Annotated in this window: 19 protein-coding genes; 13 read left to right on the top strand and 6 right to left on the bottom strand. The window is 36.0% G+C overall.

What is annotated here, in order from left to right; genetic code table 11:
• Positions 1-24 precede the first annotated feature (24 nt).
• From CDIMF43_RS10345 to CDIMF43_RS10310, 8 genes are all read left to right on the top strand, one after another.
• The gene (locus CDIMF43_RS10345; protein WP_109841926.1) at positions 25-951 is read left to right on the top strand and encodes a metal ABC transporter solute-binding protein, Zn/Mn family; all 927 of its coding nucleotides are present in this window, start codon (positions 25-27) and stop codon (positions 949-951) included.
• Between the two features lie 21 nt (positions 952-972).
• The gene (locus tag CDIMF43_RS10340) at positions 973-1734 is read left to right on the top strand and encodes a metal ABC transporter ATP-binding protein (protein ID WP_109841925.1); all 762 of its coding nucleotides are present in this window, start codon (positions 973-975) and stop codon (positions 1732-1734) included.
• Positions 1735-2646 carry a metal ABC transporter permease gene (locus CDIMF43_RS10335; RefSeq protein ID WP_074403222.1) on the top strand — a complete coding sequence of 304 codons (912 nt, stop codon included), beginning with the start codon at positions 1735-1737 and terminating at the stop codon, positions 2644-2646.
• 1 nt (position 2647) lies between these two features.
• Complete coding sequence (locus CDIMF43_RS10330) at positions 2648-3562, top strand: metal ABC transporter permease (protein WP_074403220.1); 915 nt, start codon at positions 2648-2650, stop codon at positions 3560-3562.
• Positions 3563-3669: 107 nt separating this feature from the next.
• Positions 3670-4797, top strand: a complete 1128-nt coding sequence (dinB, locus tag CDIMF43_RS10325; protein ID WP_074403218.1) for a DNA polymerase IV — start codon at positions 3670-3672, stop codon at positions 4795-4797.
• Positions 4798-4933: 136 nt separating this feature from the next.
• A complete protein-coding gene (locus tag CDIMF43_RS10320; protein WP_109841924.1) occupies positions 4934-5614 on the top strand; it encodes a metal-dependent hydrolase in 681 nt (226 codons plus the stop codon).
• A gap of 24 nt (positions 5615-5638) precedes the next feature.
• Positions 5639-6970: a DRTGG domain-containing protein gene (locus CDIMF43_RS10315; RefSeq protein WP_034568974.1), complete on the top strand. Its 1332-nt coding sequence runs from the start codon at positions 5639-5641 to the stop codon at positions 6968-6970.
• A gap of 27 nt (positions 6971-6997) precedes the next feature.
• Complete coding sequence (locus CDIMF43_RS10310) at positions 6998-7954, top strand: DHH family phosphoesterase (RefSeq protein ID WP_109841923.1); 957 nt, start codon at positions 6998-7000, stop codon at positions 7952-7954.
• Positions 7955-8011: 57 nt separating this feature from the next.
• Here CDIMF43_RS10310 and zwf read toward each other — a convergent pair whose 3' ends face one another.
• Positions 8012-9496 carry a glucose-6-phosphate dehydrogenase gene (zwf, locus tag CDIMF43_RS10305; RefSeq protein WP_109841922.1) on the bottom strand — a complete coding sequence of 495 codons (1485 nt, stop codon included), beginning with the start codon at positions 9494-9496 and terminating at the stop codon, positions 8012-8014.
• Positions 9497-9762: 266 nt separating this feature from the next.
• Between zwf and CDIMF43_RS10300 the strand changes: the two genes are divergently transcribed.
• Positions 9763-11112, top strand: a complete 1350-nt coding sequence (locus CDIMF43_RS10300) for a DEAD/DEAH box helicase (protein ID WP_034568979.1) — start codon at positions 9763-9765, stop codon at positions 11110-11112.
• A 42-nt stretch (positions 11113-11154) separates the two neighbouring features.
• Here the strand turns inward: CDIMF43_RS10300 and CDIMF43_RS10295 are convergent, their stop codons facing one another.
• The gene (locus CDIMF43_RS10295) at positions 11155-11922 is read right to left on the bottom strand and encodes a DUF1189 domain-containing protein (protein WP_162532932.1); all 768 of its coding nucleotides are present in this window, start codon (positions 11920-11922) and stop codon (positions 11155-11157) included.
• Between the two features lie 238 nt (positions 11923-12160).
• Between CDIMF43_RS10295 and CDIMF43_RS10290 the strand changes: the two genes are divergently transcribed.
• Complete coding sequence (locus tag CDIMF43_RS10290; RefSeq protein ID WP_074403208.1) at positions 12161-12769, top strand: superoxide dismutase; 609 nt, start codon at positions 12161-12163, stop codon at positions 12767-12769.
• A 49-nt stretch (positions 12770-12818) separates the two neighbouring features.
• On the opposite strand, the gene CDIMF43_RS10285 is transcribed toward CDIMF43_RS10290, so the two are convergent.
• Together CDIMF43_RS10285 and CDIMF43_RS10280 are read right to left on the bottom strand one after the other, a co-directional pair.
• Complete coding sequence (locus CDIMF43_RS10285) at positions 12819-13454, bottom strand: pentapeptide repeat-containing protein (RefSeq protein ID WP_109841920.1); 636 nt, start codon at positions 13452-13454, stop codon at positions 12819-12821.
• A 17-nt stretch (positions 13455-13471) separates the two neighbouring features.
• Positions 13472-16219, bottom strand: coding sequence for a YfhO family protein (locus CDIMF43_RS10280; protein ID WP_109841919.1), 2748 nt, complete (start codon positions 16217-16219; stop codon positions 13472-13474).
• A 194-nt stretch (positions 16220-16413) separates the two neighbouring features.
• Here CDIMF43_RS10280 and CDIMF43_RS10275 point away from each other — a divergent pair, with 194 nt between their 5' ends.
• From CDIMF43_RS10275 to CDIMF43_RS10265, 3 genes are all read left to right on the top strand, one after another.
• Entirely contained in the window at positions 16414-18468 is a 2055-nt protein-coding gene (locus CDIMF43_RS10275; protein WP_082985796.1) for a penicillin-binding transpeptidase domain-containing protein, read from the top strand.
• A 122-nt stretch (positions 18469-18590) separates the two neighbouring features.
• The gene (locus CDIMF43_RS10270; RefSeq protein ID WP_109841918.1) at positions 18591-19157 is read left to right on the top strand and encodes a TetR/AcrR family transcriptional regulator; all 567 of its coding nucleotides are present in this window, start codon (positions 18591-18593) and stop codon (positions 19155-19157) included.
• A 118-nt stretch (positions 19158-19275) separates the two neighbouring features.
• A complete protein-coding gene (locus tag CDIMF43_RS10265; protein ID WP_109841917.1) occupies positions 19276-20973 on the top strand; it encodes an oleate hydratase in 1698 nt (565 codons plus the stop codon).
• 58 nt (positions 20974-21031) lie between these two features.
• Here the strand turns inward: CDIMF43_RS10265 and CDIMF43_RS10260 are convergent, their stop codons facing one another.
• Both CDIMF43_RS10260 and CDIMF43_RS10255 read right to left on the bottom strand, forming a co-directional pair.
• Positions 21032-21556, bottom strand: a complete 525-nt coding sequence (locus CDIMF43_RS10260; RefSeq protein ID WP_074403198.1) for an MltG/YceG/YrrL family protein — start codon at positions 21554-21556, stop codon at positions 21032-21034.
• Positions 21557-21573: 17 nt separating this feature from the next.
• Positions 21574-21924: a hypothetical protein gene (locus tag CDIMF43_RS10255; protein WP_034568996.1), complete on the bottom strand. Its 351-nt coding sequence runs from the start codon at positions 21922-21924 to the stop codon at positions 21574-21576.
• Between the last annotated feature and the right edge of the window lie 177 nt (positions 21925-22101).

Raw genomic sequence — 22101 nt, 5'->3', positions numbered from 1 at the left:
TAATCAAATAGGAGGAGAGATGAAATGAAAAGAAGCTATCTTCTTATCTTAATAGGACTCAGTGTTTTAGTGATGACGGGTTGTCAAAGCAATGCTTCTCAAAAAGATCCAAATAAGCTACAAGTCGTCGCAACAACCACAATGTTAACCGATTTAGTTGAAAATATCGGCGGAGATAAAGTTCAAGTGAACGGATTGATGGGACCAGGAATTGATCCGCATCTCTATCAAGCAAGTGCAAAAGATGTTACTAAAATGCAGACAGCAGATGTTGTGGTGTACAATGGTTTGCATTTAGAAGGAAAGATGGGAGACGTTTTTGAAGCGCTAGATAAACGTGGTAAAAATGTTATTAAAATTGAAAACGGTCTTGATACAACTAAATTACTCAAATCAGAAGATAATTCTAGTCAACCAGATCCCCATATTTGGTTTGACGTCTCCATGTGGCAACAAGGCGCCAAAGAAGTTGCTAAAGGATTAATTAAAGCAGATTCAAAACATCAAGCGACTTATCAAACAAATTTAGATCGTTACCTGGCAGAATTGGTTGAATTGGACCAGTATATGATGGATAAGGTGCAAGAGTTGCCAAAAGAAAAACGAATCTTAGTGACAGCCCATGATGCTTTTCGTTATTTTGGTCAACGTTATGATTTTGAAGTAGTAGGCTTACAAGGAATTAGTACACAAGCAGAAGCAGGTACTGGAGATATGCGCAAATTAGCTGATTTTATTGTAAAAAACCAAATCAAAGCAATCTTTGTTGAATCATCGGTTCCGACTAAAACAATTGAAGCGTTACAAGCGGCGACAAAAGCAAAAGGCTTTGACGTAAAAATTGGTGGCGAGTTGTATTCAGATTCTTTAGGAGATGAAAAACACGATACAGCCACTTATATCAAAACATTAAAAGCAAATACAGATACAATTGTGAATGCATTAAAATAAAAAAGTAAGCGGGTGAAACTAATGGAACAAACTAAACAAGCAATTTCGATTCAACGATTAACAGTTGCTTATGATGAAAAACCAGTTCTGTGGAATGTCAGTTTAGCAATACCAAAAGGACAATTAACAGCGATTATCGGTCCAAACGGAGCTGGAAAAACCACCTTAATTAAAGCCGTTATCAATTTAATTAAACCGGTTGCGGGTGAAGTAACTTTTCAATTTAGAAACCAAATGCAGCAAAGTTATCAATCAAGTAAAAACTTGGTTGCCTATGTCCCACAAAATGGAAGTGTCGATTGGGATTTTCCAGCAACGGTAATAGATGTCGTTGTAATGGGGCGTTATGGACATCTCGGGTGGTTTAAACGTCCTAAAAAAGCGGATTTTGACTTAGCTAAAAAAATGCTAGAAAAAGTAGGAATGTCTGAATTTTCAACTCGTCAAATTAGTCAGCTATCTGGAGGTCAACGTCAGCGTGTTTTCTTAGCACGCGCGCTTGTACAAGAAGCGGAAATTTATTTGATGGATGAACCGTTTCAAGGAGTAGATGCCCAAACTGAGAAAATCATTATTGGGTTACTGAAAGAATTAAAAGATGAAGGCAAGACGATTGTTGTGGTGCATCATGATTTACAAACCGTACCAGAATACTTTGATAACGTTGTACTGGTCAATCAAGCTTTAGTCGCAACGGGATCAGTAGAAAGTACCTTTACAGCAGAAAATATCGCAAAAACCTATCAAACTGCTGAAAGGTTGCCAAAAGAGGTGAGGAATTAGATGACATTTTGGACTCTTTTTTCAGATTATACGTTTCAAGTTGTTGCACTTGGCTCTGCCTTGTTGGGATTGCTAAGTGGCGTTATTGGTAGTTTTGCTGTGCTTCGAAAGCAGAGCTTGTTGGGGGATGCTGTCAGTCATGCGGCGCTACCAGGGATATGTTTAGCCTTTATGATTACGAATATTAAACAGACAGAAGTTTTGTTGATAGGGGCTTTAATCTCAGGATTAGTTGCAACATGGCTGATTATGAGCATTGTTAAGTATTCAAAAATAAAATTTGATAGCGCATTAGCGTTGATTACTTCTGTATTTTTTGGTTTAGGCATGGTTTTTCTAACCTATATTCAAAAAACGCCAGATGCCAATCAAGCAGGATTAAAAAGTTTTATTTTTGGTCAGTCTTCTACCTTATTAGTAGGTGATGTCAAATGGATGTTAGGAATCGGAATGGTTATGTTAGTATTAATGTTCTTATTCTGGAAAGAATTTAAATTAATTGCTTTTGATGAAGTCTTTGCTAAGAGTATTGGTGTCCCCGTTCATGGTATTAGTATTTTATTATCGGCGATGACGGTCGTAACGATTATTATTGGGTTGCAAACAGTTGGAGTTATTTTAATGAGTTCGTTATTAATCGGACCTGCTGTTGCCGCGAGACAATGGACGAACCGCTTAGCAGTGATGGTGAGTTTAGCAGCGGTTTTTGGCAGTGTTTCTGGTGTTTTAGGAACGGTTATTAGTTCCTTAGGTAAGCAAATTCCAACAGGACCAACAATTGTTGTTGTGATTAGCGTGATTGTGCTGATTAGTTTAGTGATAGCACCAAATCGTGGGATGATGTGGAAATTAAAACAGCGTAGGCGTCAAAAAAAAGCATTGATTATCCGCTTAAATCAAGGAGGCGATTAGGTTGCATCCAGAATTAGAAATTCAATTGATTGCGATTATTGTTTCACTTGCTTGTTCCTTACTGGGTGTCTTTTTAGTTTTAAGAGGAATGACAATGATGGCTGATGCGATTACTCATACTATTTTATTAGGAATCGTGGTGGCGTTTTTTGCAACTGAAAATTTGGCATCACCATTTTTAATTGTGGGTGCTGCTTTGATGGGCGTTTTTACGGTTTGGTTAACAGAATTGCTTCATCAAACAAAGCTATTAGCAAAAGATGCTTCAATTGGCGTGGTATTTCCTTTACTGTTTAGTATTGCGATTATCTTGATTTCCCGTTATGCAGGTTCTGTTCATTTAGATACAGATTCAGTATTGCTTGGTGAATTGGCATTTGCGCCATTTGAGCGAATGGTTATTTTTGGAGTGGATATAGGAGCACAAGGAATCTACTCAATGGGGATTATTTTAATCATCAACTTAATTTTTATCTTGTTATTTTATAAAGAATTAAAATTAGCCACTTTTGATGCGGTTTTAGCCGCTGCATTAGGATTTTCGCCAGTCATTTTACACTATGCGTTGATGACACTGGTTTCAGTCACTGCAGTTGGAGCCTTTGAGGCAGTTGGATCAATTTTAGTAGTAGCTTTTATTGTGGGACCACCTGTTACCGCGTATCTGTTGACAAATGAATTAAAGAAAATGTTATGGATTAGTGGCATTGTGGGTGTGATAGACAGTATCGTTGGATTCCAATTAGCGATGTTCTTGGATGTTTCAATTGCAGGGATGATTGCGGTTATTATTGGGATAACTTTCTTATTAGTCTTTATCTTCTCACCTAAAAAAGGCTTGATTCAAGCCGTTAGACAACGAAATCGTCAAAAAAAAGAATTAGCCTATCGATTAAAAATGGAATCTATTAAATAATTTTTTTTAAGTTTACTTTCTTGACAGAAAGTAAACTTTTTTTGTTTGTTCTAGCGAAAGAACTTGTGTTCGTGTATAATAGAAAGGAAAGATGGAGGTGTAGAAAGATGGAACATGGCGTTTTACAATTTGCAGAACCGGTGAGAGACACGTCAAGAAAAATTATTCATGTGGATATGGATGCTTTCTATGCCTCTGTAGAAGAACGTGAAAATCCTGAATTAAAAGGAAAACCATTAGTGATTGCTAGGCATCCAAAAGATAATGGGGGAAGAGGCGTCGTTACGACAGCTAATTACGAAGCAAGAAAATACGGCATCCATTCAGCTATGAGCGCTCAAAAAGCTTATGAACTTTGCCCACAAGCCATTTTTATTCCAGGTAGGCACGAACTTTATCAAGAAATTTCTGCTCAAATTCGAGAAGTCTTTAAGCACTATACAGATATCATTGAACCCTTAGCCTTAGACGAAGCTTATTTAGATGTAACAGAAAATAAAAAAGGAATTACGAGTGCTACGGTTATTGCAAAAATGATTCAAAAAGAAATTTGGGAAGAATTGCATTTAACTTGTTCCGCTGGTGTATCTTACAATAAATTTATTGCAAAACTAGCATCTGACTATAAAAAACCTGCCGGCATCACAGTGATTCCGCCAGAAAAAGCATTGGTCTTTTTAAAAGAATTACCCATTGGAAAATTTTATGGCGTAGGAAAGAAAACCGCTGAAAAAATGCATGATTGGGGCGTTTTTACGGGACAAGATTTAGTTGAAAAAAGCGAGATGGATTTGATCCAACGCTTTGGTAAGATGGGCTATTCTTTGTATCGAAAAGTAAGAGGAATTGATAACAATCCAGTTGAAAGCACTCGAGTGCGTAAGTCAGTAGGTCGAGAGCATACGTATGGGCAACCGTTAACGACAGACGAGGAAGTATTAGCAGAACTACGTTTTTTAGCGGGAAAAGTTGACACTTCTTTGCTAAAGGTTCAAAAGCATGGAAAAGTCGTTGTATTAAAAGTGCGTACATCTGATTATGAAACAATGACTAAACGTATTAGTTTGCCTAGCTATGTCAAAGATGGCGAAGAAATTTATTTTCATGCTTCAAATTTATGGGAAGACGTTGGGTTGATAGGGAAAGAAATTCGATTATTAGGAATTACTGTAACCAATCTTGATCCGTTAACCTTTGAAAATATTGTATTGCCACTATGGGAAAAAGAAAAATAAGTTCAAGAATTCTGCTAAACAGAGTTTTTGAACTTTTTTATTGGATGCTAGGTGCAAATTAGATGAATAAGTTGTACAATAGAAGAATACTAATACAGTTTTTGTGTTTGATTATAACATAGAAGGAGCGATTGAAATGAAGATATCATGGCATGGACAGTCTTGTGTTAAAATTTTAACAGATACAGATAAGCAAATTTTAATAGATCCCTATATTACAGGAAATCCCTTAAGTGATTTGGATGCAACCACGATTGAAGCTGATGTGATTATTGTCACCCACGCTCATGCAGATCATATCGGAGATACTGCCGAGATCGCCAAACGAACAGGAGCATTAATTGTTGCAAATGCTGAATTAGCTGGCTTTTTTGCGAGTCAAGGTCTTCAAACCCACGGCATGCAGATGGGTGGGAAACATCAATTTGATTTCGGTTTAATCAAAATGACTCCCGCAATACATGGTTCAATGTACGAAGTGCAAGGCCAACCTGTTACATTTGGCTTAGCAGCCGGCATTGTTTTGAGTGACGGAGGTCACACTGTTTATCATGCAGGAGATACGGCTTTATTTTCAGATATGAAATTAATCGGAGAATTCAACAAAATTGATGTAGCTTTCTTACCAATTGGCGACAATTACACTATGGGACCAGAAGAAGCCGTAATCGCTAGTAAATGGCTAAACGCTAATAAAGTTGTGCCAATTCATTACAATACATTTCCTTTGATTGAACAAGATCCAATCGCTTTTGTTGAGGCCTTACCTAAAGACGTAGGGATGGCATTAAAGGTCGGAGAAATAATCGAATTATAAGTTGAAAAAGTCGGAGGATAGCAGATGACAACAAAACATGACCAGATCTTAACGTATATTGAAACGTTACCAGTTGGAGAGCGAATCTCAGTACGTTTGATTGCTAAAAATTTACAAGTAAGTGAAGGAACTGCTTATCGTGCCATTAAAGAAGCAGAAAATATAGGATTAGTTTCGACCATTCAACGCGTGGGAACTATTCGAATTGAACGCAAAATGAAAGAACATTTTGAAAAATTAACCTATGGTGAAATCGTGAAGATTATCGAAGGAGACATTTTAGGCGGAATTGATGGACTCGATAAAGTCTTAAATAAATTTGTCATCGGAGCGATGAAGGAAGACGCCATGCTACGTTACATTACGCCAGGTTCACTAATGATTGTCGGAAATCGAATTGGGGCTCAACGCCTCGCTTTAGAAAACGGTGCAGCAGTTTTAATTACCGGTGGATTTGACACAACTGAGGAGATTGTGGAATTAGCGAATCAGGCCAAATTGCCTGTTATTCGAACCACCTATGACTCCTTTACGGTTGCAACGTTAATCAACCGAGCAATGACGGATCAGCTGATTAAAAAAGACATTATGCTCGTTGGCGATATTTTTACAAATGTAGAAAAAACCATCTATTTAAATAGTGAAGATACAGTAGCGGATTACCGCAAGTTAAATGATGAAAGTCGACATTCCCGTTTTCCAATTGTGAATAAAAAAATGCGCTTAATCGGGATTGTAACAGCTAAAGATGTAGTTGGAAAGCCAGATAACCTAAGTATTGAACGAGTGATGACAAAGGACCCCTCTTATGTTAAAACGCATATGAGTGTGGCAAGTGTGGGGCATTTAATGATTTGGGATGGGCTAGAGGTTATGCCTGTTGTGAAAGATGATTTAACCTTGATTGGAATTATTTCTAGGCAAGATGTGATGAAAGCAATGCAACTAGCACAACGTCAACCTCAAGTGGGAGATACGATTGCCGATCAAATTGCAGAACAACTGGAATTGACAAGTGAAAATCCAGATGATTGGCATTCAGCTATTCCAGCATTCAAGTTTAAAGTGACGCCTCAAATGACCAACAGTGTTGGAACCATCTCATTTGGTGTACTAAGCGAATTGGTTGCTAGCGCTTCTCAGCGAACACTTTTAGCGTATCAAAAGCGCAATGCAGTCATTGAGCAAATGAATTTACATTATTTTAAAATGATTCAATTAGAAAGCGAATTAGAGATTCGGCCGCGAGTCCTAGAAATTGGACGACGCTCGTCTAAGCTAGACATTGAAGTATTTATTGAAAACACTCTTGTTGCCAAAGCCATTGTGATTTGTCAATTGATGGAGCGTACCTAACTAAACGAATGAAAAGGAGCAAATTGAATGAATGAAGCCATTTTCACTGAAATACTAACAGCTATCAAAGAACATCAAACCATTATTATCCATCGCCATCAAAGACCAGACCCAGACGCGTTAGGTTCACAAGGTGGACTATATGAACTATTAAAAGCATCGTTTCCTGAAAAACGTCTTTTAAAAGCAGGTGGATCGGTTGAAGGCTTAGCTTTCTTATCTGAAATGGATCAAGTAGAAGCTGCTGATTATAAAGACGCACTAGTTATCGTAACGGATACAGCAAATAGTCCACGTATTAGTGGTGAAAACTATTCAAAAGGCGATATGCTGATTAAAATAGACCACCACCCAAATGATGAGCCCTACGGTGATCTTGTCTACGTGAACACAGAAGCGAGTAGCTGCAGTGAAATTATTGTTGATTTTTATCATGCTTGTCAATCAGAGTTAACAATGACAGATGAAGCAGCTCGTCTATTATACGCAGGAATAGTCGGAGACACAGGGCGTTTCCTATATCCAGCGACAACCTCTCATACCTTAAAAATTGCTGCTGAATTAATGGACTATTCATTTTCAGCCACAGCATTAAATAATCAGCTAAATACAATGAGTAAAGCAGTGGCCCATTTATCCGGTTATGTCTTACAGAACATTAAAGTTGACGAAAATGGCGTTGGAAATGTTCTTTTAACAAATGAGATTTTAAAAGAATTTGGCGTGGCTGATTCTGAAACAGCAGCCATTGTCTCGTTGCCAGGAAGTGTCGAAGGCATTTTGATGTGGGGGATTTTTGTTGAACAAGAAGAAGGTTACTTCCGTTGTCGCTTGCGCTCGAAAGGCCCAGCAATCAATGAAGTAGCAAAACGCCATCATGGCGGCGGGCATCCATTAGCGAGTGGTGCAAATGCAAAAGATCGTGGAGAAATTGCAGAAATTCTTACTGAATTTGAAGCATTAGCCATTGAGTGGCATCAATAAAATTCAACAAAAAAAGTTCTTTCAAATTTGAAAGAACTTTTTTTGTCGATTACGTGATTACTCACCAGTAGGATTCCAAAACCATTTGAAACCATCTTTTTCAAGTAATTGATCGCTACAAACAGGTCCCATTGAACCACTTGGATAATTTGGAAATTCAGGAGTTTCTTTGTCCCATGCTTGACGAATAACGTCCACAAATTTCCATGATTGAGCGACTTCATCCCAATGAGTGAAGTTGGTAGAGTCTCCATTTAAACAATCAAGAATTAATTTTTCATAAGCTTCTGGACTATTTGCTGAAGTTTCAGCCGAATTTTTATGTTTTAAATTCAATAATTCCGTTTCTAACCCTTGACCGATTTTTTTTGAATTTAATTGCAGTGAAAAACCTTCCGTTGGTTGAATGTAAATCGTCAACACATTTGGTTCTTGTGGAGTTGAATGGTCTTCGCTGAAAAGATTTAATGGCATCCCTTTAAATTGAATGTTGATTTGAGTTCCTTTTTCACGCAATTTTTTACCTGTACGAATGTAGAAGGGAACGCCAGCCCATCTAAAGTTATCAATCATGACTTTACCTGCTACAAAAGTTTCTGTTTGTGAAGCGGGATCTACATTTTGTTCTTCACGGTAACCAAGTGATTTTTCGTCATGAACAGTGCTTGCACCATATTGACCACGAACAAAATAATGACGAACTTCTTCTGGTTTGAAGATGCGAACAGAACGCAGTGCTTTGATTTTTTCTTCACGAATTTCTTCGTCTTTTAATTCAATTGGGGGCTCCATTGCTAGCAGAGAGACCACTTGTAAAATATGGTTTTGAACCATATCACGAAGCGCACCACTTGTTTCATAGTAGCCGCCACGTTCTTCAACGCCAATCGATTCACTCAAAGTAATTTGAATATTGTCGATATAGCGATTATTCCACATCGATTCAAAAATAGTATTTGCAAAACGAACCGCTGAAATGTTTTGAATCATTTCTTTTCCTAGATAATGATCAATACGATAAATTTGATTTTCATGGAAAGAGGCACGAATTTGGTCATTTAAGACGGCCGCACTTTCATAGTCATGGCCAAATGGTTTTTCGATAATCAAACGATTGAATCCATCGTCTGTAATTAATTTTTCAGCTTTTAAATGTTCGGTAATGGTCCCAAAGAAGTTTGGTGACATCGCTAGATAGTAAATGCGATTATTTTCAAGCTGATATTTTTCATTCAGCTTTGTGGATAGTTCTTTTAATTCCGAATAATGTTCTGTATCGGTCACGTTATGAGCTTGATAGTAAAAATGACTTGCAAATTTTGTCGCCTCTTCTGATGAATCAGCTAAATCTTTAATCGTCTCCATTACAATCTCACGGTAGTATTCATTTGTCCATTCACGTCTAGCCGTTCCAATAACTGCAAAATGTTCTTTTAAAAAACCTTTTTTATATAAACGGTAAAGAGATGGATAAAGTTTTCGTTTTGCTAAGTCACCTGTTCCGCCGAAAATGGTGAAAAGGGCTGTTTTTTCTTGATTCATAGAGAGTACCTCGCTTTCAAATGCCGCTTAATTATATAAGCTAATCCTCATTATAACTTTATTATTGTTTTTATTGTACTGTTTTATCTTGAGGGACGCAATCCTTTCTGAAAAAAAATTGAAGTTTCCTTGGAAATGTCAGAACACAAAGAAACCTAAAAACAATAGAAAACAGATGTTAATGAAATATTTTGTCAGCGTAATGGCTTTTTTTATGTTATAATATTAAGGATGCAAAACAGCACCAAGAGAAAAGAGGCGAAAAAATGGAACATACTTTTGAAAAATTTGGTTTACAACCATTTTTAATAGACGCAATCAACGAGATTGGCTTCAAGGAAGCAACTGAAGTTCAAGAAAAATTGATCCCTGCCATCATGAAAGGCGAAAGTGTTATCGGACAATCTCAAACTGGAACAGGAAAAACCCATACTTTTTTACTTCCATTATTCAATAAAATTGATCCTTTAAAAGCAGAAGTCCAAGTAGTTATTACCACACCAAGTCGTGAGTTAGCTGAACAAATTTATCAAGCAGCATTGCAACTTGCAAAACATGCACCAGAAAAAATTATTGTTCAAAGTTTCGTAGGTGGAACGGACAAAAAACGTCAAATGACAAAACTAAATGGTACACAACCACATATTGTGATTGGTACACCAGGCCGTATCTTAGATATGGTAAACGAAAATGCTTTATTGATTCATACAGCGCCAGTTTTAGTTATTGATGAAGCAGATATGACATTAGATATGGGATTCTTAGAAGATGTCGATCAAATTGCAGGACGCTTGCCAAACAACCTACAAATGCTTGTTTTTTCAGCAACAATCCCACAAAACTTAAAACCTTTCTTAAAAAAATACATGGAAAATCCTCATTACGAACATATTCAACCGAAATCAATTATTTCACCAACTATTGACAACTGGTTGATTTCAACAAAGGGAAGAGACCGTGTAGATGTTGTTTATCAACTATTAACAACAGGAACACCTTATCTAGCCATTGTTTTTGCAAATACGAAGCAAAAAGTAGATGAGTTAGCAGATGGTTTAAAATCAAGAGGGTTAAAAGTTGCTAAAATTCATGGAGACATTCAACCTCGTGAAAGAAAACGCGTTATGAAACAAGTTCAAAATCTTGATTACCAATTTGTAGTTGCAACCGATTTAGCTGCTCGTGGTATTGATATCGAAGGCGTTTCACATGTTATTAATGCTGAAATCCCCCGCGATTTAGATTTCTTTATTCACCGCGTTGGAAGAACAGGTCGTAATGGGATGAATGGGACTGCAATTACTTTATACGCTCCAAGTGATGAAGCTCTTGTAGCGGATATTGAAAAAATTGGTGTTGAATTTTCACCTAAAACGATTAAAAATGGTGAAATTATCGATACTTACGATCGTAACCGTCGGACAACTCGTGAAAAAACATCAAAAGATGTGTTGGATCCGTCATTAAAAGGAATTGTGAAAAAATCGAAGAAAAAAGTAAAACCAGGCTACAAAAAGAAAATCGGCCGGGTTATTAAAGAAAGCAATGAGAAAAAACGTCGTGTGGAACGTCGTAGTCAAGCTAGAGCAATTAAAAAAGCGAACAAGAAAAAATAATAGTTAAAAAAACTCCCTATCAATTAAGATAAGGAGTTTTTTTTAACTGTTTTTTGGAATGGACTTAATTGCATAGTAATAAAAGAACAAGGTTACAATCAATCCGATTTGCGTTTGAAACGGTGGATACAACCCAAAGCTATTTAAGAAAGCAAAAAAGAGAGTTGGGAGAGTCGAAGCAAACAAAGCAATCGACCAATTGGCAGCAAAAGTCATCGTTCTTCTAGCTAATAAACAAAGCAGATTCGCAAAAATCGTATACAGTAAAGTATTAATCAACGTTTCTATAATCGCAGCTACAAGGAGCATAAAGATTGTAAACCCAATAATAAAACCGTGTAGCATTGAAAAAACACCCATTAAATCGCCATAATCACTGTTTTTTAAGCCTGCTAATTCGCTGTACTTAAAAGTGTAAGAATTGACGGCACTCTTAAAATAGAATCGGTCTTTTAACAAAGCAAAACTAGAAACCGAACCAATCGCATGTTGATCCACATCTTTTTCACTTTGTTCACCATTTGGATCAAAAGTAAAAATTAACGAATTGGTTTGATAAATAAAGCTTTTTTCAGTGTCCTTAGTTTTTAAAACACCTTCTTCAATTTTAAACTCAGGAATTTTAGTCGAAACTTTTTGAAAATCATTCAAGACGTTAACTCCTTGAATAATGGATGGGATAGCTGTGATTAAAGCAAGAAATACTAAATACAAAAAGACTTTGCTTTTTTTTAACGATACCGCCTCACTTAATTTCTCAGGTTTGGTTAAAGAAGCAATAAATAATGTTATAACTTGAATTGGAATCACTCCTTTTTTTATTTTGTATGAAAAGTATCAACGAAACTAAAACAAATCATCCTCTCTATTTTAAACGTTTCACTAAAGAAACTCAATAGCCAGTGAACGTTCATAAAGTGTTCATAAATTAAAAAAAGAAATTTTTTGTAAGCAGATACTTTGAAATTTGAATCGAGAGGTGGTAGAGTAGAAATGTAGTCGTCAAAAGGATTACATACAAAAATAAATTTATTGGGGGACCTACAACATGACTTATCAATTACCTGAATTACCATATGCATACGATGCATTAACGCCTTATATCGATGAAGAAACAATGCACTTACATCATGACAAGCATCACAATACCTACGTAACAAATTTAAATGCAGCGATTGAAAAACATCCTGAATTAGGAAGCAAAACTGTAGAAGAATTAGTGAGCAATTTAGATGCAATTCCTGAAGATATTCGCACAGCCGTAAGAAACAATGGTGGTGGACATGTAAACCATACTTTCTTCTGGGAAATCTTGGCTCCAAACGCTGGTGGTGTTCCAACTGGCGAAGTTAAAGAAGCAATTGATGCTACTTTTGGTAGCTTTGATAAATTCAAAGAAGAATTCGCAGCAGCAGCAACAACTCGTTTTGGTTCTGGCTGGGCTTGGTTAGTATTAGATGGCGGAAAATTATCAATCATCTCAACTCCAAATCAAGACTCACCATTATCAGAAGGCAAAACACCCATTTTAGGATTAGATGTATGGGAACATGCTTACTACCTAAACTACAAAAATGTTCGTCCTGAATATATTAAAGCATTCTGGAACATTGTAAACTGGGATGAAGTTGCAAAACGTTACGCAGCAGCTAAATAATAACAAAAAAAGACCCTTTGCTTTTTTAAAAGCAAAGGGTCTTTTTTTGTTATTCTACTATACACCCTAAAGCGCCAGCGATAACAATCGATTGCTCTGGATTAATCCTACAACCTCGAAGCAATTCAATAGAAAGGTTGATTTTTTCAAAAGAAGAGGTGCTTAAGTTTAATCCTTTTAAATTCGTCTGCATCAAATTCACTCCTGTTAAATCACAAGCATTAAACGTTAAGTGCAACCATTTAATATTAAAAAAATCACTTTCAATCAAAGGCATCTCAGTAAACGAGACTCGTTTTAAAGAGGCATAACTAAAAGAACTGTAATTTGCCTGGCATTCTTTAAAAGTGGTATCTAAAATAGAAGACTCAGCAAAATTAACGCCGACAATTTTAGAATCAAGAAAAGAACACCGATGTAAAATGCCCCCAATCATTTCAGTATTGCTTAAATTGCACTTGCTAAAGGTCACATCTAGCAATTCAAGTTGATGAAAATGGCAGTCACTAAAGGTCACATTCACAAACTGAACAGATTGAAAACAGACCTTTTCAAGATCTCTGCCTGTCAAAGTACAATTTTTAAAGAGGCAATTTTCATAAAAAGCCTCATCTTCAATCCATTCAAATGTTTCTTCTTTTAGATCAATTGGAAAGCGGGGTGATTCTATTTTTTGTATTTTCATAAAAGGCTCCTTTAAAATTAAAAATGCTTATGGCGCTTTCCTCTATGAAAGAGCCAATTTGTTAACACAAGTAGAATAAGTGAGATGAAAGAAATAAACAAACCAATTTTAAAATAAGGTGTTTGATAAGAAATTTCTATGTTGTGAGTTCCTTTTGCAATAGGAGCTGCAAGTAAACTGTTTAGAACTTTTGTTGTCGGAACTTTTTTTCCATCAATTGAAATACGCCAGCCTTTGCTGTAAGGGATAGTCGTCATTAAAATCTTATTTTCATCTGTAATGGTGGCTGTCCCTTTAAAATAAGTGTTGCCAAATTTTTCAATGTTTAATTCATTTTGCTTTAAATTCGTTACAACCTTGTCAAAGGCGTTTGTATCAAAATGATACAATTGGAACTGCTCTAACCAGAGACTTTCTTTTTTTAGTTCAACTGTAATTGTGATAGTTTGCCCTTTTTGTTGATTCGCAATATTTAATATCAATGTATCGCGATAGGTTTTATATTGTGATAATTTTTTTCCATTTAGATAAAAAGCAGCATCTTCTTCTTTAACACTGGGCCCTAAAGTTAGGTAATACGCATCATTGGTTTGAGGGGTGAACTGGAAATCAACCGACGCTTTATTATTGGCAATTTGTTTAAAGAACGTAGGATTTGGATACTGATTGTTAGGCGTAATGTTTTGATAAACGGTACTATTAAACGCAATGGGTGTGAAATAACGTTTTTTTTCATTTGGACTGAGTGCCTTTAAAATAGTTTCTTGTAACTGAACTGGCTGATTCGTCAGTTCTTTCACTTTTAAAATATCTTTATCGACACCATAGGCGATAGATAGGGCATTTTGATTTTTAAAGGTGGTCATTCTGTCTGTATTCGTTAATTTGGTGTAGCTTCTTAAATCGGGTTTCGTGGCCATGATAGTCAATTGCAATTGTGTTAAGTTTGTCGGATTATTTTTTTGTGTTAACTCAGTTAATTTATTTTTAGCAAGGGGTGTTTGCCCCGTGGCTGGATCAACTAAATCATCCTGACTTTTTTCATATAACCCATTGTTTTCTGCTACATAGTATTTGATTCCAAATAGAGCATCTGTTGCTAAGGTAGCATTAGAATAGGCAATAAAGCCATTTCCAACTGGAAATCCTAAATGACCAAATAATGTAGGTACTTCCTTTTCAAAGGTCGAACTAAAGTGAGTGACACTTGGATAATCAAATTGAAAGCTATCATTTTTAGAACGTAAAAACGTTTTTTCAACTCGGTAGAATCCGTCATCTTTTTCTTTAATATGATCGATAACAGGAGCAAACTCCCTTCGATATTCTAAAAATTCACTATTGGAAACATAACTCAATCTAGATAAATCCAATTGCGCATTGATGCCCATTTCGACTGCACTTACTAAAAATAAAAGAAACGGTAGCCAAAGAGTATACTTAGGTTTTACAATCAATAAGAACGTCACGATGGCAATAAATAAAGACGTTAAAATAATCTGTTCATGATAAACAAAATCAAAAGGATGCTTAAGCATATAAAAAGCAGCCGCGGTTGTGCTGACTACAACGAGTAACATACCGGGAATTGAAAGACGTTCTAATTTGATAAAGGCGCGATACCCATTTAAAATCATAAAAAAACATAATACAAAAGAAAAACGATAGGGATACCAAATTGGATATTGAAAACCATGCCAAACGATATTAAAAGCTTTTAAGTCCATTGAAACGACTAAAAAAAGAACAATTAAGAAAGCCATCAAACGCTCTCGAATCGGAAAGGCACGACTAAACAGAAAGGAAATAAAACAAATCAAGGCCAAACTACCAATAAATAAATTGGGATACCCATCAGGCATTTGGTCAAAATTAAAGGCACCAATGTATAATTTTGAAATCATTTCTTGAATTGGAAAAGCAAATTTCCATTCAAAAGAAAAGTCACTATAACTGGCCTTGCTATCTAACAAAGCATGAAATGTTGGTACAAGTAGGATACTAGCTAATCCGCCTCCTAATAAAGAATGCCAACTAAATCGAGCCAATTGTTTACTTAAAAAAATCACTTTCTCTTTCACCGTCGTTTTTGATGGAAATTGGATAGCCGTTAAACGGAAGATAAAATACAAAATACTGAACAAGCAAATCATATAAGCAATATAATAATTAGCAATTAACAGGAGAGCTAAAAATACTGTATAAAAAAGTCCGCGCTTTTCAAAAACCAATTTTTCAATACCTAAAATAACCAGCGGCAAGAAAATTAATCCATCTAACCACATAATGTTTAATTGGTTGACAATCGTATAGCCCATCAAGGCATAAGAAGTTGAAAAAGTTGCAAGATAAAATCCCTTTCCATTAAAAGCTTTCTTTAACAAAATCCCAAAACTAAGTCCAGCTAAACTGATTTTAGTTAAAGTAAGGACGGTAATCCCTAACGTAATCAAACGAGCGGGGAATAGCAACAGGATTAAATTAAACGGACTTGTTAAATAATAAGCCCAGAGACCAAGCATATCGCCTCCAATCGCTTTTGAAAAAGAATAAAAGAAACTTGTTGGATCTCCTAACAATGTATTGCGATAATAGGTATAAAAATCAACATATTGTTGACCTAAATCAACCGTCAATAAAGAACTATCTCCAAATGGGAAAACGCCTTGCGCTAAATAAATTAAAAATAAAATTAAACAAGGAACGCCGCCTGCTAAAATAAGGGACCAATTAGTGTGTAAAAATTTTTTTAAAAAGACAGTCATTCGCAAATCACTCCAGTAACAATTTCTAATTTTTTATAAAGAATCGATGGTTTCTATTACTAAAAAAGGGTTCTTGTAATAGAATAGCATATATATAGTAGGAAATTAATTAAAAATTTACTTATTAATTGGTTAAACTTGTTCAAGTTTGTTACAATAATAGAAGTGTAATCTTACAACAGGAAGGTGTACAAGTGATTATTAATCAAAAGAAAAAGATCAATAAAAAGAAAAAAAATAAATCCCACATTCCTTTCCGACTAAATTTGTTATTTTTTGTCGTGTTTTTATTATTTGCCTCATTAATATTAAGACTAGGCTATTTACAAATAGTACGTGGAGAAGAGTTTGAAACGCAAGTAAAACGAACTGAAACAACAACAGCAACAGGAACGGTTCCTCGTGGAATGATTTACGACAGTCAAAATCGTCAATTAGTAGGAAATAAACCCCTACAAGCAATCACCTATACAAGAGGCGCGCAAGTGAGCGGTGCAGATATGGCTAAAATTGCTAAAAATCTTGCCAATTACATTACCATGGACACCTCTGAACTAAAAGAACGTGATTTAAAAGATTATTTTGCAGCAACAAATGAGAAAAAATTAAACGATCGTTTATCCAAAAAAGAAGCGCAATTAAAGGGTGGCGAGTTGTATGATGTTCAACTATCAAAAATCACACCAGAAGAAATTCAATTTGATGAAGCAGAACGTCAAGTAGCGGCTATTTTCAAAAAAATGAATGGTGCGTACGCATTGACAACGACCTACATCAAAAGTAAAGACGTAACCGATGAAGAAATCGCTGAAATCAGTGAAAACTTAATGAACTTACCAGGCGTTGATACGTCAACGGATTGGGACCGCATTTATCCTCAAGGAGATATGTTGCGAAGTGTTTTGGGAAGCGTGACAACTGAAAAAATCGGGTTGCCAAGCGACCAAGCCAGTGCGATGCTTGCAAAAGGCTATGCACGAAATGACCGTGTTGGGAATAGTTATTTAGAAAAACAATACGAAGAAGTATTAAGTGGTTCAAAATCGAAATCTGAAACAAAAACCAACAATAGTGGCGATATCATCGATACAGCAACGAAATACGAAGGGGCCAAAGGGGATAATTTAGTTTTAACTATCGACATTGATTTCCAAAAGAAATTGGAAGAGATTACTAAAAATCAATTAGCGTCTATTCGAAGTGGACTCGTGGATCGGATGTATGTGGTGGCAACCAATCCAAAAACTGGAGAATTGCTAGGCATGACGGGTCAAAAGTATAACTATGAAACAAATGAAATCGAAGACGATGCTTTAGGTGCTATGAATACACAGTATACAATGGGGTCTTCTGTAAAAGGTGCGACTGTACTAGCTGGTTACATGGATAAAGTGATTTCACTTGATAACAATGTAATGGTCGATCGCCCATTGAAATTTAAAAATACACCTGCTAAAAGTTCATGGTTTAACCGTGGCGGAGCTATTTCAATGAATGATGAGACGGCTCTAGAAGTATCATCAAACTCATACATGATGCAACTAGCCATGCGAATGGGAGGTCAAAATAATTACACTCCTGAAGGAACATTAGACATTGACAAAGACAAAGTCTTTACTAAACTAAGAGGGTATTACGCACAATTTGGTTTAGGCGTTCCCACAGGAATTGATTTGCCAGGAGAGGCACTTGGTTATCCTGGTCCAACAAGCAATCCTGGGCTTGCACTCGATTTCGCTTTTGGGCAATTTGACACCTATACACCTCTTCAACTAAACCAATACATTTCAACGATTGCAAATGGCGGAAGCCGTATTGCACCACATGTAGTAAAAGAAATACGTGGGACAGATGAGAACGGCAATATCGGTGCTATTCAAACAGAAATTCAACCCAAAATATTAAACACTGTAAATGTAGGAACCGAAGAAATGAAACGCGTTCAAACGGGAATGTATAATGTAGTGCACGGTGGTAATTTAAACGGAACAGGTAAATTATTAGCTAGCGCACCATATAGCATCTCTGCTAAAACAGGAACAGCAGAAGCCTTTTATGATGGTCCACTGGAAGCCTCAAAAGGAGCCTCAGTCTTCAACTTAACATTAGTTGGCTACGCACCATCAGATGATCCAGAAATTGCGATTGCTGTTGTCGTACCTTACCTACCTTACAATACAAATTCAAAAGTCAATATAAATACAGCTCGAGAAGTATTCGACGCTTATTTTGAAGGAAAAGACAAGTAAGCAACTAACAGCCAACTGATTTTATGATCAAAATCAGTTGGCTGTTTATTTACATTATTTCCTAATCCATTTTAAACATGCTATGATACAGACAATTAAATCATCAAAGGGAGCGTTCAACCATGACGGAATCGGTTATGACAAAACAAGTTTTATCTAAATCCCTAATAGAATTATGCCGTTATAAGCGTTTTGAAAAAATTACTATTTCGGATATTACAAAACTTTGTGGCTTAAATCGCCAAACTTTTTATTATCATTTTTCAGATAAATTTGATTTATTGAATTGGACATATCAACAAACAGCGATTCATTATTTGAAAGACGATGTGACCTTAGAAAATTGGCATGATCACGTGCTAAAGATGCTTCAAGAAATGCAAACCAATGCAGCCTTCTATCGCAATACCGTGCAAGATGAATCTGCTTTATTAGCGAATCAATTTTCAACCATTACCTGTGATCTTTTTTTAGAATTATTTAATCGTTTGGACAATGAACAACGTGTGAGTCAAACAGACCGACTTTTCTATGCGACGTTCTTTTCCTACGGATGTGGTGGGATGTTAATTGCGTGGATTGCCGCAGGATTTAAAGAAGATGCAAAAGAACTAGCGGCCAGTTTTGCCCGGTTGGCAAAAGATACTGAAAAATTAGCCTACCAACTTTATTGTGAAATTGAAAATTAAGATTTAGACAATCTGTGTATTTTGTCCATAAATACGACAGATTGTTTTTTTTGTTTAAGGTGAAGCGTTTTCTATTGGACTATACTAACCGTATGAAAGTCAATAGGAGGAATGTGTGATGAATAAGAAACAACTGGGATTGTTAGCAGCAGGAGCAACCGCTATTGGAAGTATGTACGGAGTAAAAAAGTTAAATCAGCTAAAATTAGAAAAAAACAAAGGGATTGATGAAGAAATTGAAGCACGTTATTATGGCGACCAACAAGTATATTTGATAGGTGGAGGAATCGGGAGTTTAGCAAGTGCAGCTTTTTTGATTCGAGATGCGAACTTCGAAGGGAAAAACATCCACATTATTGAAGGGATGAAGATTTTAGGCGGAAGCAACGATGGTGCGGGAAACAATGAAAAAGGGTTCATTTGTCGTGGTGGGAGAATGTTAAACGAAGAAACCTATGAAAATTTTTGGGATTTATTTAGAAGCATCCCTTCCCTTGAAATGCCCCATATGAGTGTAACAGAAGAAATACTGAATTTTGATCACTTACATCCAACCCATGCACAAGCAAGACTAATTGATAAAAATGCTGAAATTGTAGATGCACATAAAATGGGATTTAATAACAAAGATCGTGCAGCAATGTCTAAATTATTAGCAACACCAGAAGAAGAATTAGATGATTTATCCATTCAAGATTGGTTTGCACCTCATTTCTTTGAAACCAATTTCTGGTATATGTGGCAAACTACTTTCGCATTTCAAAAATGGAGCAGCCTATTTGAATTACGCCGTTATATGAATCGCATGATGTTAGAATTTAGTCGCATCGATACATTAGAAGGTGTTACTAGAACGGCGTACAATCAATACGAAAGTCTAATTTTACCGTTAAAAAGTTTCTTAGAAAAACATGAAGTAGATTTTATTCTTGATAAGACAGTCACCGATATTGATTTTGTAGAAGGCAGCGACATCACTGCAACTGCTATTCATTTGACAGATGGAGAAGTGATTGAATTAAAACCAGAAGATAAAGTCATGATGACAAATGCTTGTATGACGGATAGCACGACAGAAGGAGACTATCACACGCCAGCTCCAAAAGTTGAGAAACGCCCGATATCTGGTGAACTGTGGTATAAAATTGCACAAAAAAAACCGAATTTAGGCAACCCAGCACCTTTTTTCGATCATGAAGAAGAAACCAATTGGGAAAGTTTTACAGTGACTTGTAAAGGCAACACTTTGTTGAAACGTTTTGAGGAATTTTCAGGAAATATTCCAGGAAGTGGAGCGTTAATGACGTTTAAAGATTCAAACTGGCTAATGAGCATTGTGGTTGCAGCACAACCGCACTTTAAGAAGCAAGATTTAACCACAACGATTTTCTGGGGCTATGGATTGTACCCAGATCGAGTGGGGGATTATGTCAAAAAAACAATGCGTGAATGTACCGGAGAAGAAATTCTTTATGAATTAATATGCCAGTTCAAATGGCAAGACGATTGGGAAAAAATCAAAGAAGACATTGTAAACGTTATTCCATGTTACATGCCATATATTGATGCTCAATTCCAACCAAGAAAAATGAGTGACCGTCCAAAAGTAGTTCCAACAGGAAGCACCAATTTCGCAATGATCAGTCAATTCGTAGAAATACCAAAAGATATGGTCTTTACAGAAGAATATTCTGTTCGAGCAGCTAAAACGGCTGTTTATACACTCTTTGATATCACTAAAGAAATTTGCCCAGTGACACCTCATAATCGAAATCCTAAAGTAGTGGCAAAAGCTGCCAAAACGATGTTTAGATAACGACAAAAAACAGCTTCATTCTAATTGATATTAGAATGAAGCTGTTTTTTGATCTATCCTAGTCACGGTGGGTGATGATTTTAGCAATTTCTTCTAAAGACATGCCACTGTTTACTTCGTAAGATCCATCTCGAATATACATTTCATAATCATTTGACGTTAAGAATGACGTGAATTCATTTGCGTCTTTAATGATGCCATTTGCTGCTAGTTGATCAACTGCAGTACTAGTTGGGTCACCTTGGCCAATGACTAATGTGTATTTTTTAACTTCCTCTTTTTTGTCAGTATCTTTTGCAGGCTCTTCTTTTTTAGCAGAGCTGTCAGCAGCAGAACTATCAGTTGTTGAGCTTGAGTCTGTTTTATCTGTGACTTTTTCAAGTTCAATTTTAGTTAAAAGTTCTTCGTATTTCTTTTTATAAGATTTTTCACTCTTGCTTAGGTTCTCGTCTTTGCTTTTAGCAGTTTGCTCCGTCTTATTTGTAGACGTTGCGGGTTCATAAAAAAAGAGACGATAACCTGAAAGAACTAGAGCTGAAAGCAAAAATCCTAGTGCTAAATAGCGTAATGCAGGTCTATTCATTCGTGACTCTCCCTTACTTATTTGTGCTCAACATACTCATCAACAACAACTTGCACTGTTGCAACAGGTAATTGAGTTTGCGATGCGATGTTTTCAAGTGAAACGCCTTGAGTATACAAGGTAACGACATGATTTTTTAATACATCGTGAATTTTCATTGATGTTAATGTTTCTTCTGTTGTAATGTTTAACTCATTTTCAAGAATCGCAACGCGATTTTTCAAATGATAGATATCTTGCATTAATTGTAAAGAAAGTTCTTCGAATTCTTCTTTTACTTTTTCGCCATTGTCCTTTTTGTAGAAAGACCATACAATTAGAGCAACGGAAATAATCAACAGGATAATAACGATCATCCATACATCCATTTTTTAATCACCTCTTTCATTAAACCTCAGTGCATAGTGTACCATATTTAGCAGATTAATAGTGTGTTGTAAAAGAAATTTAATATAAAATTTGATAATTGACTTATTCAAAAAAGAATTAAAAAGGCTTAAAAAAAAAGGGCGTAAAGTAAAAATCCTTAACAAAGTGTAAAAAAA

The organism is Carnobacterium divergens, assembly GCF_900258435.1.
Lineage (GTDB): Bacteria > Bacillota > Bacilli > Lactobacillales > Carnobacteriaceae > Carnobacterium > Carnobacterium divergens_A.
Note: the sequence above shows the minus strand (reverse complement) of the source record. Positions and strands in the feature narration are given on the sequence as shown.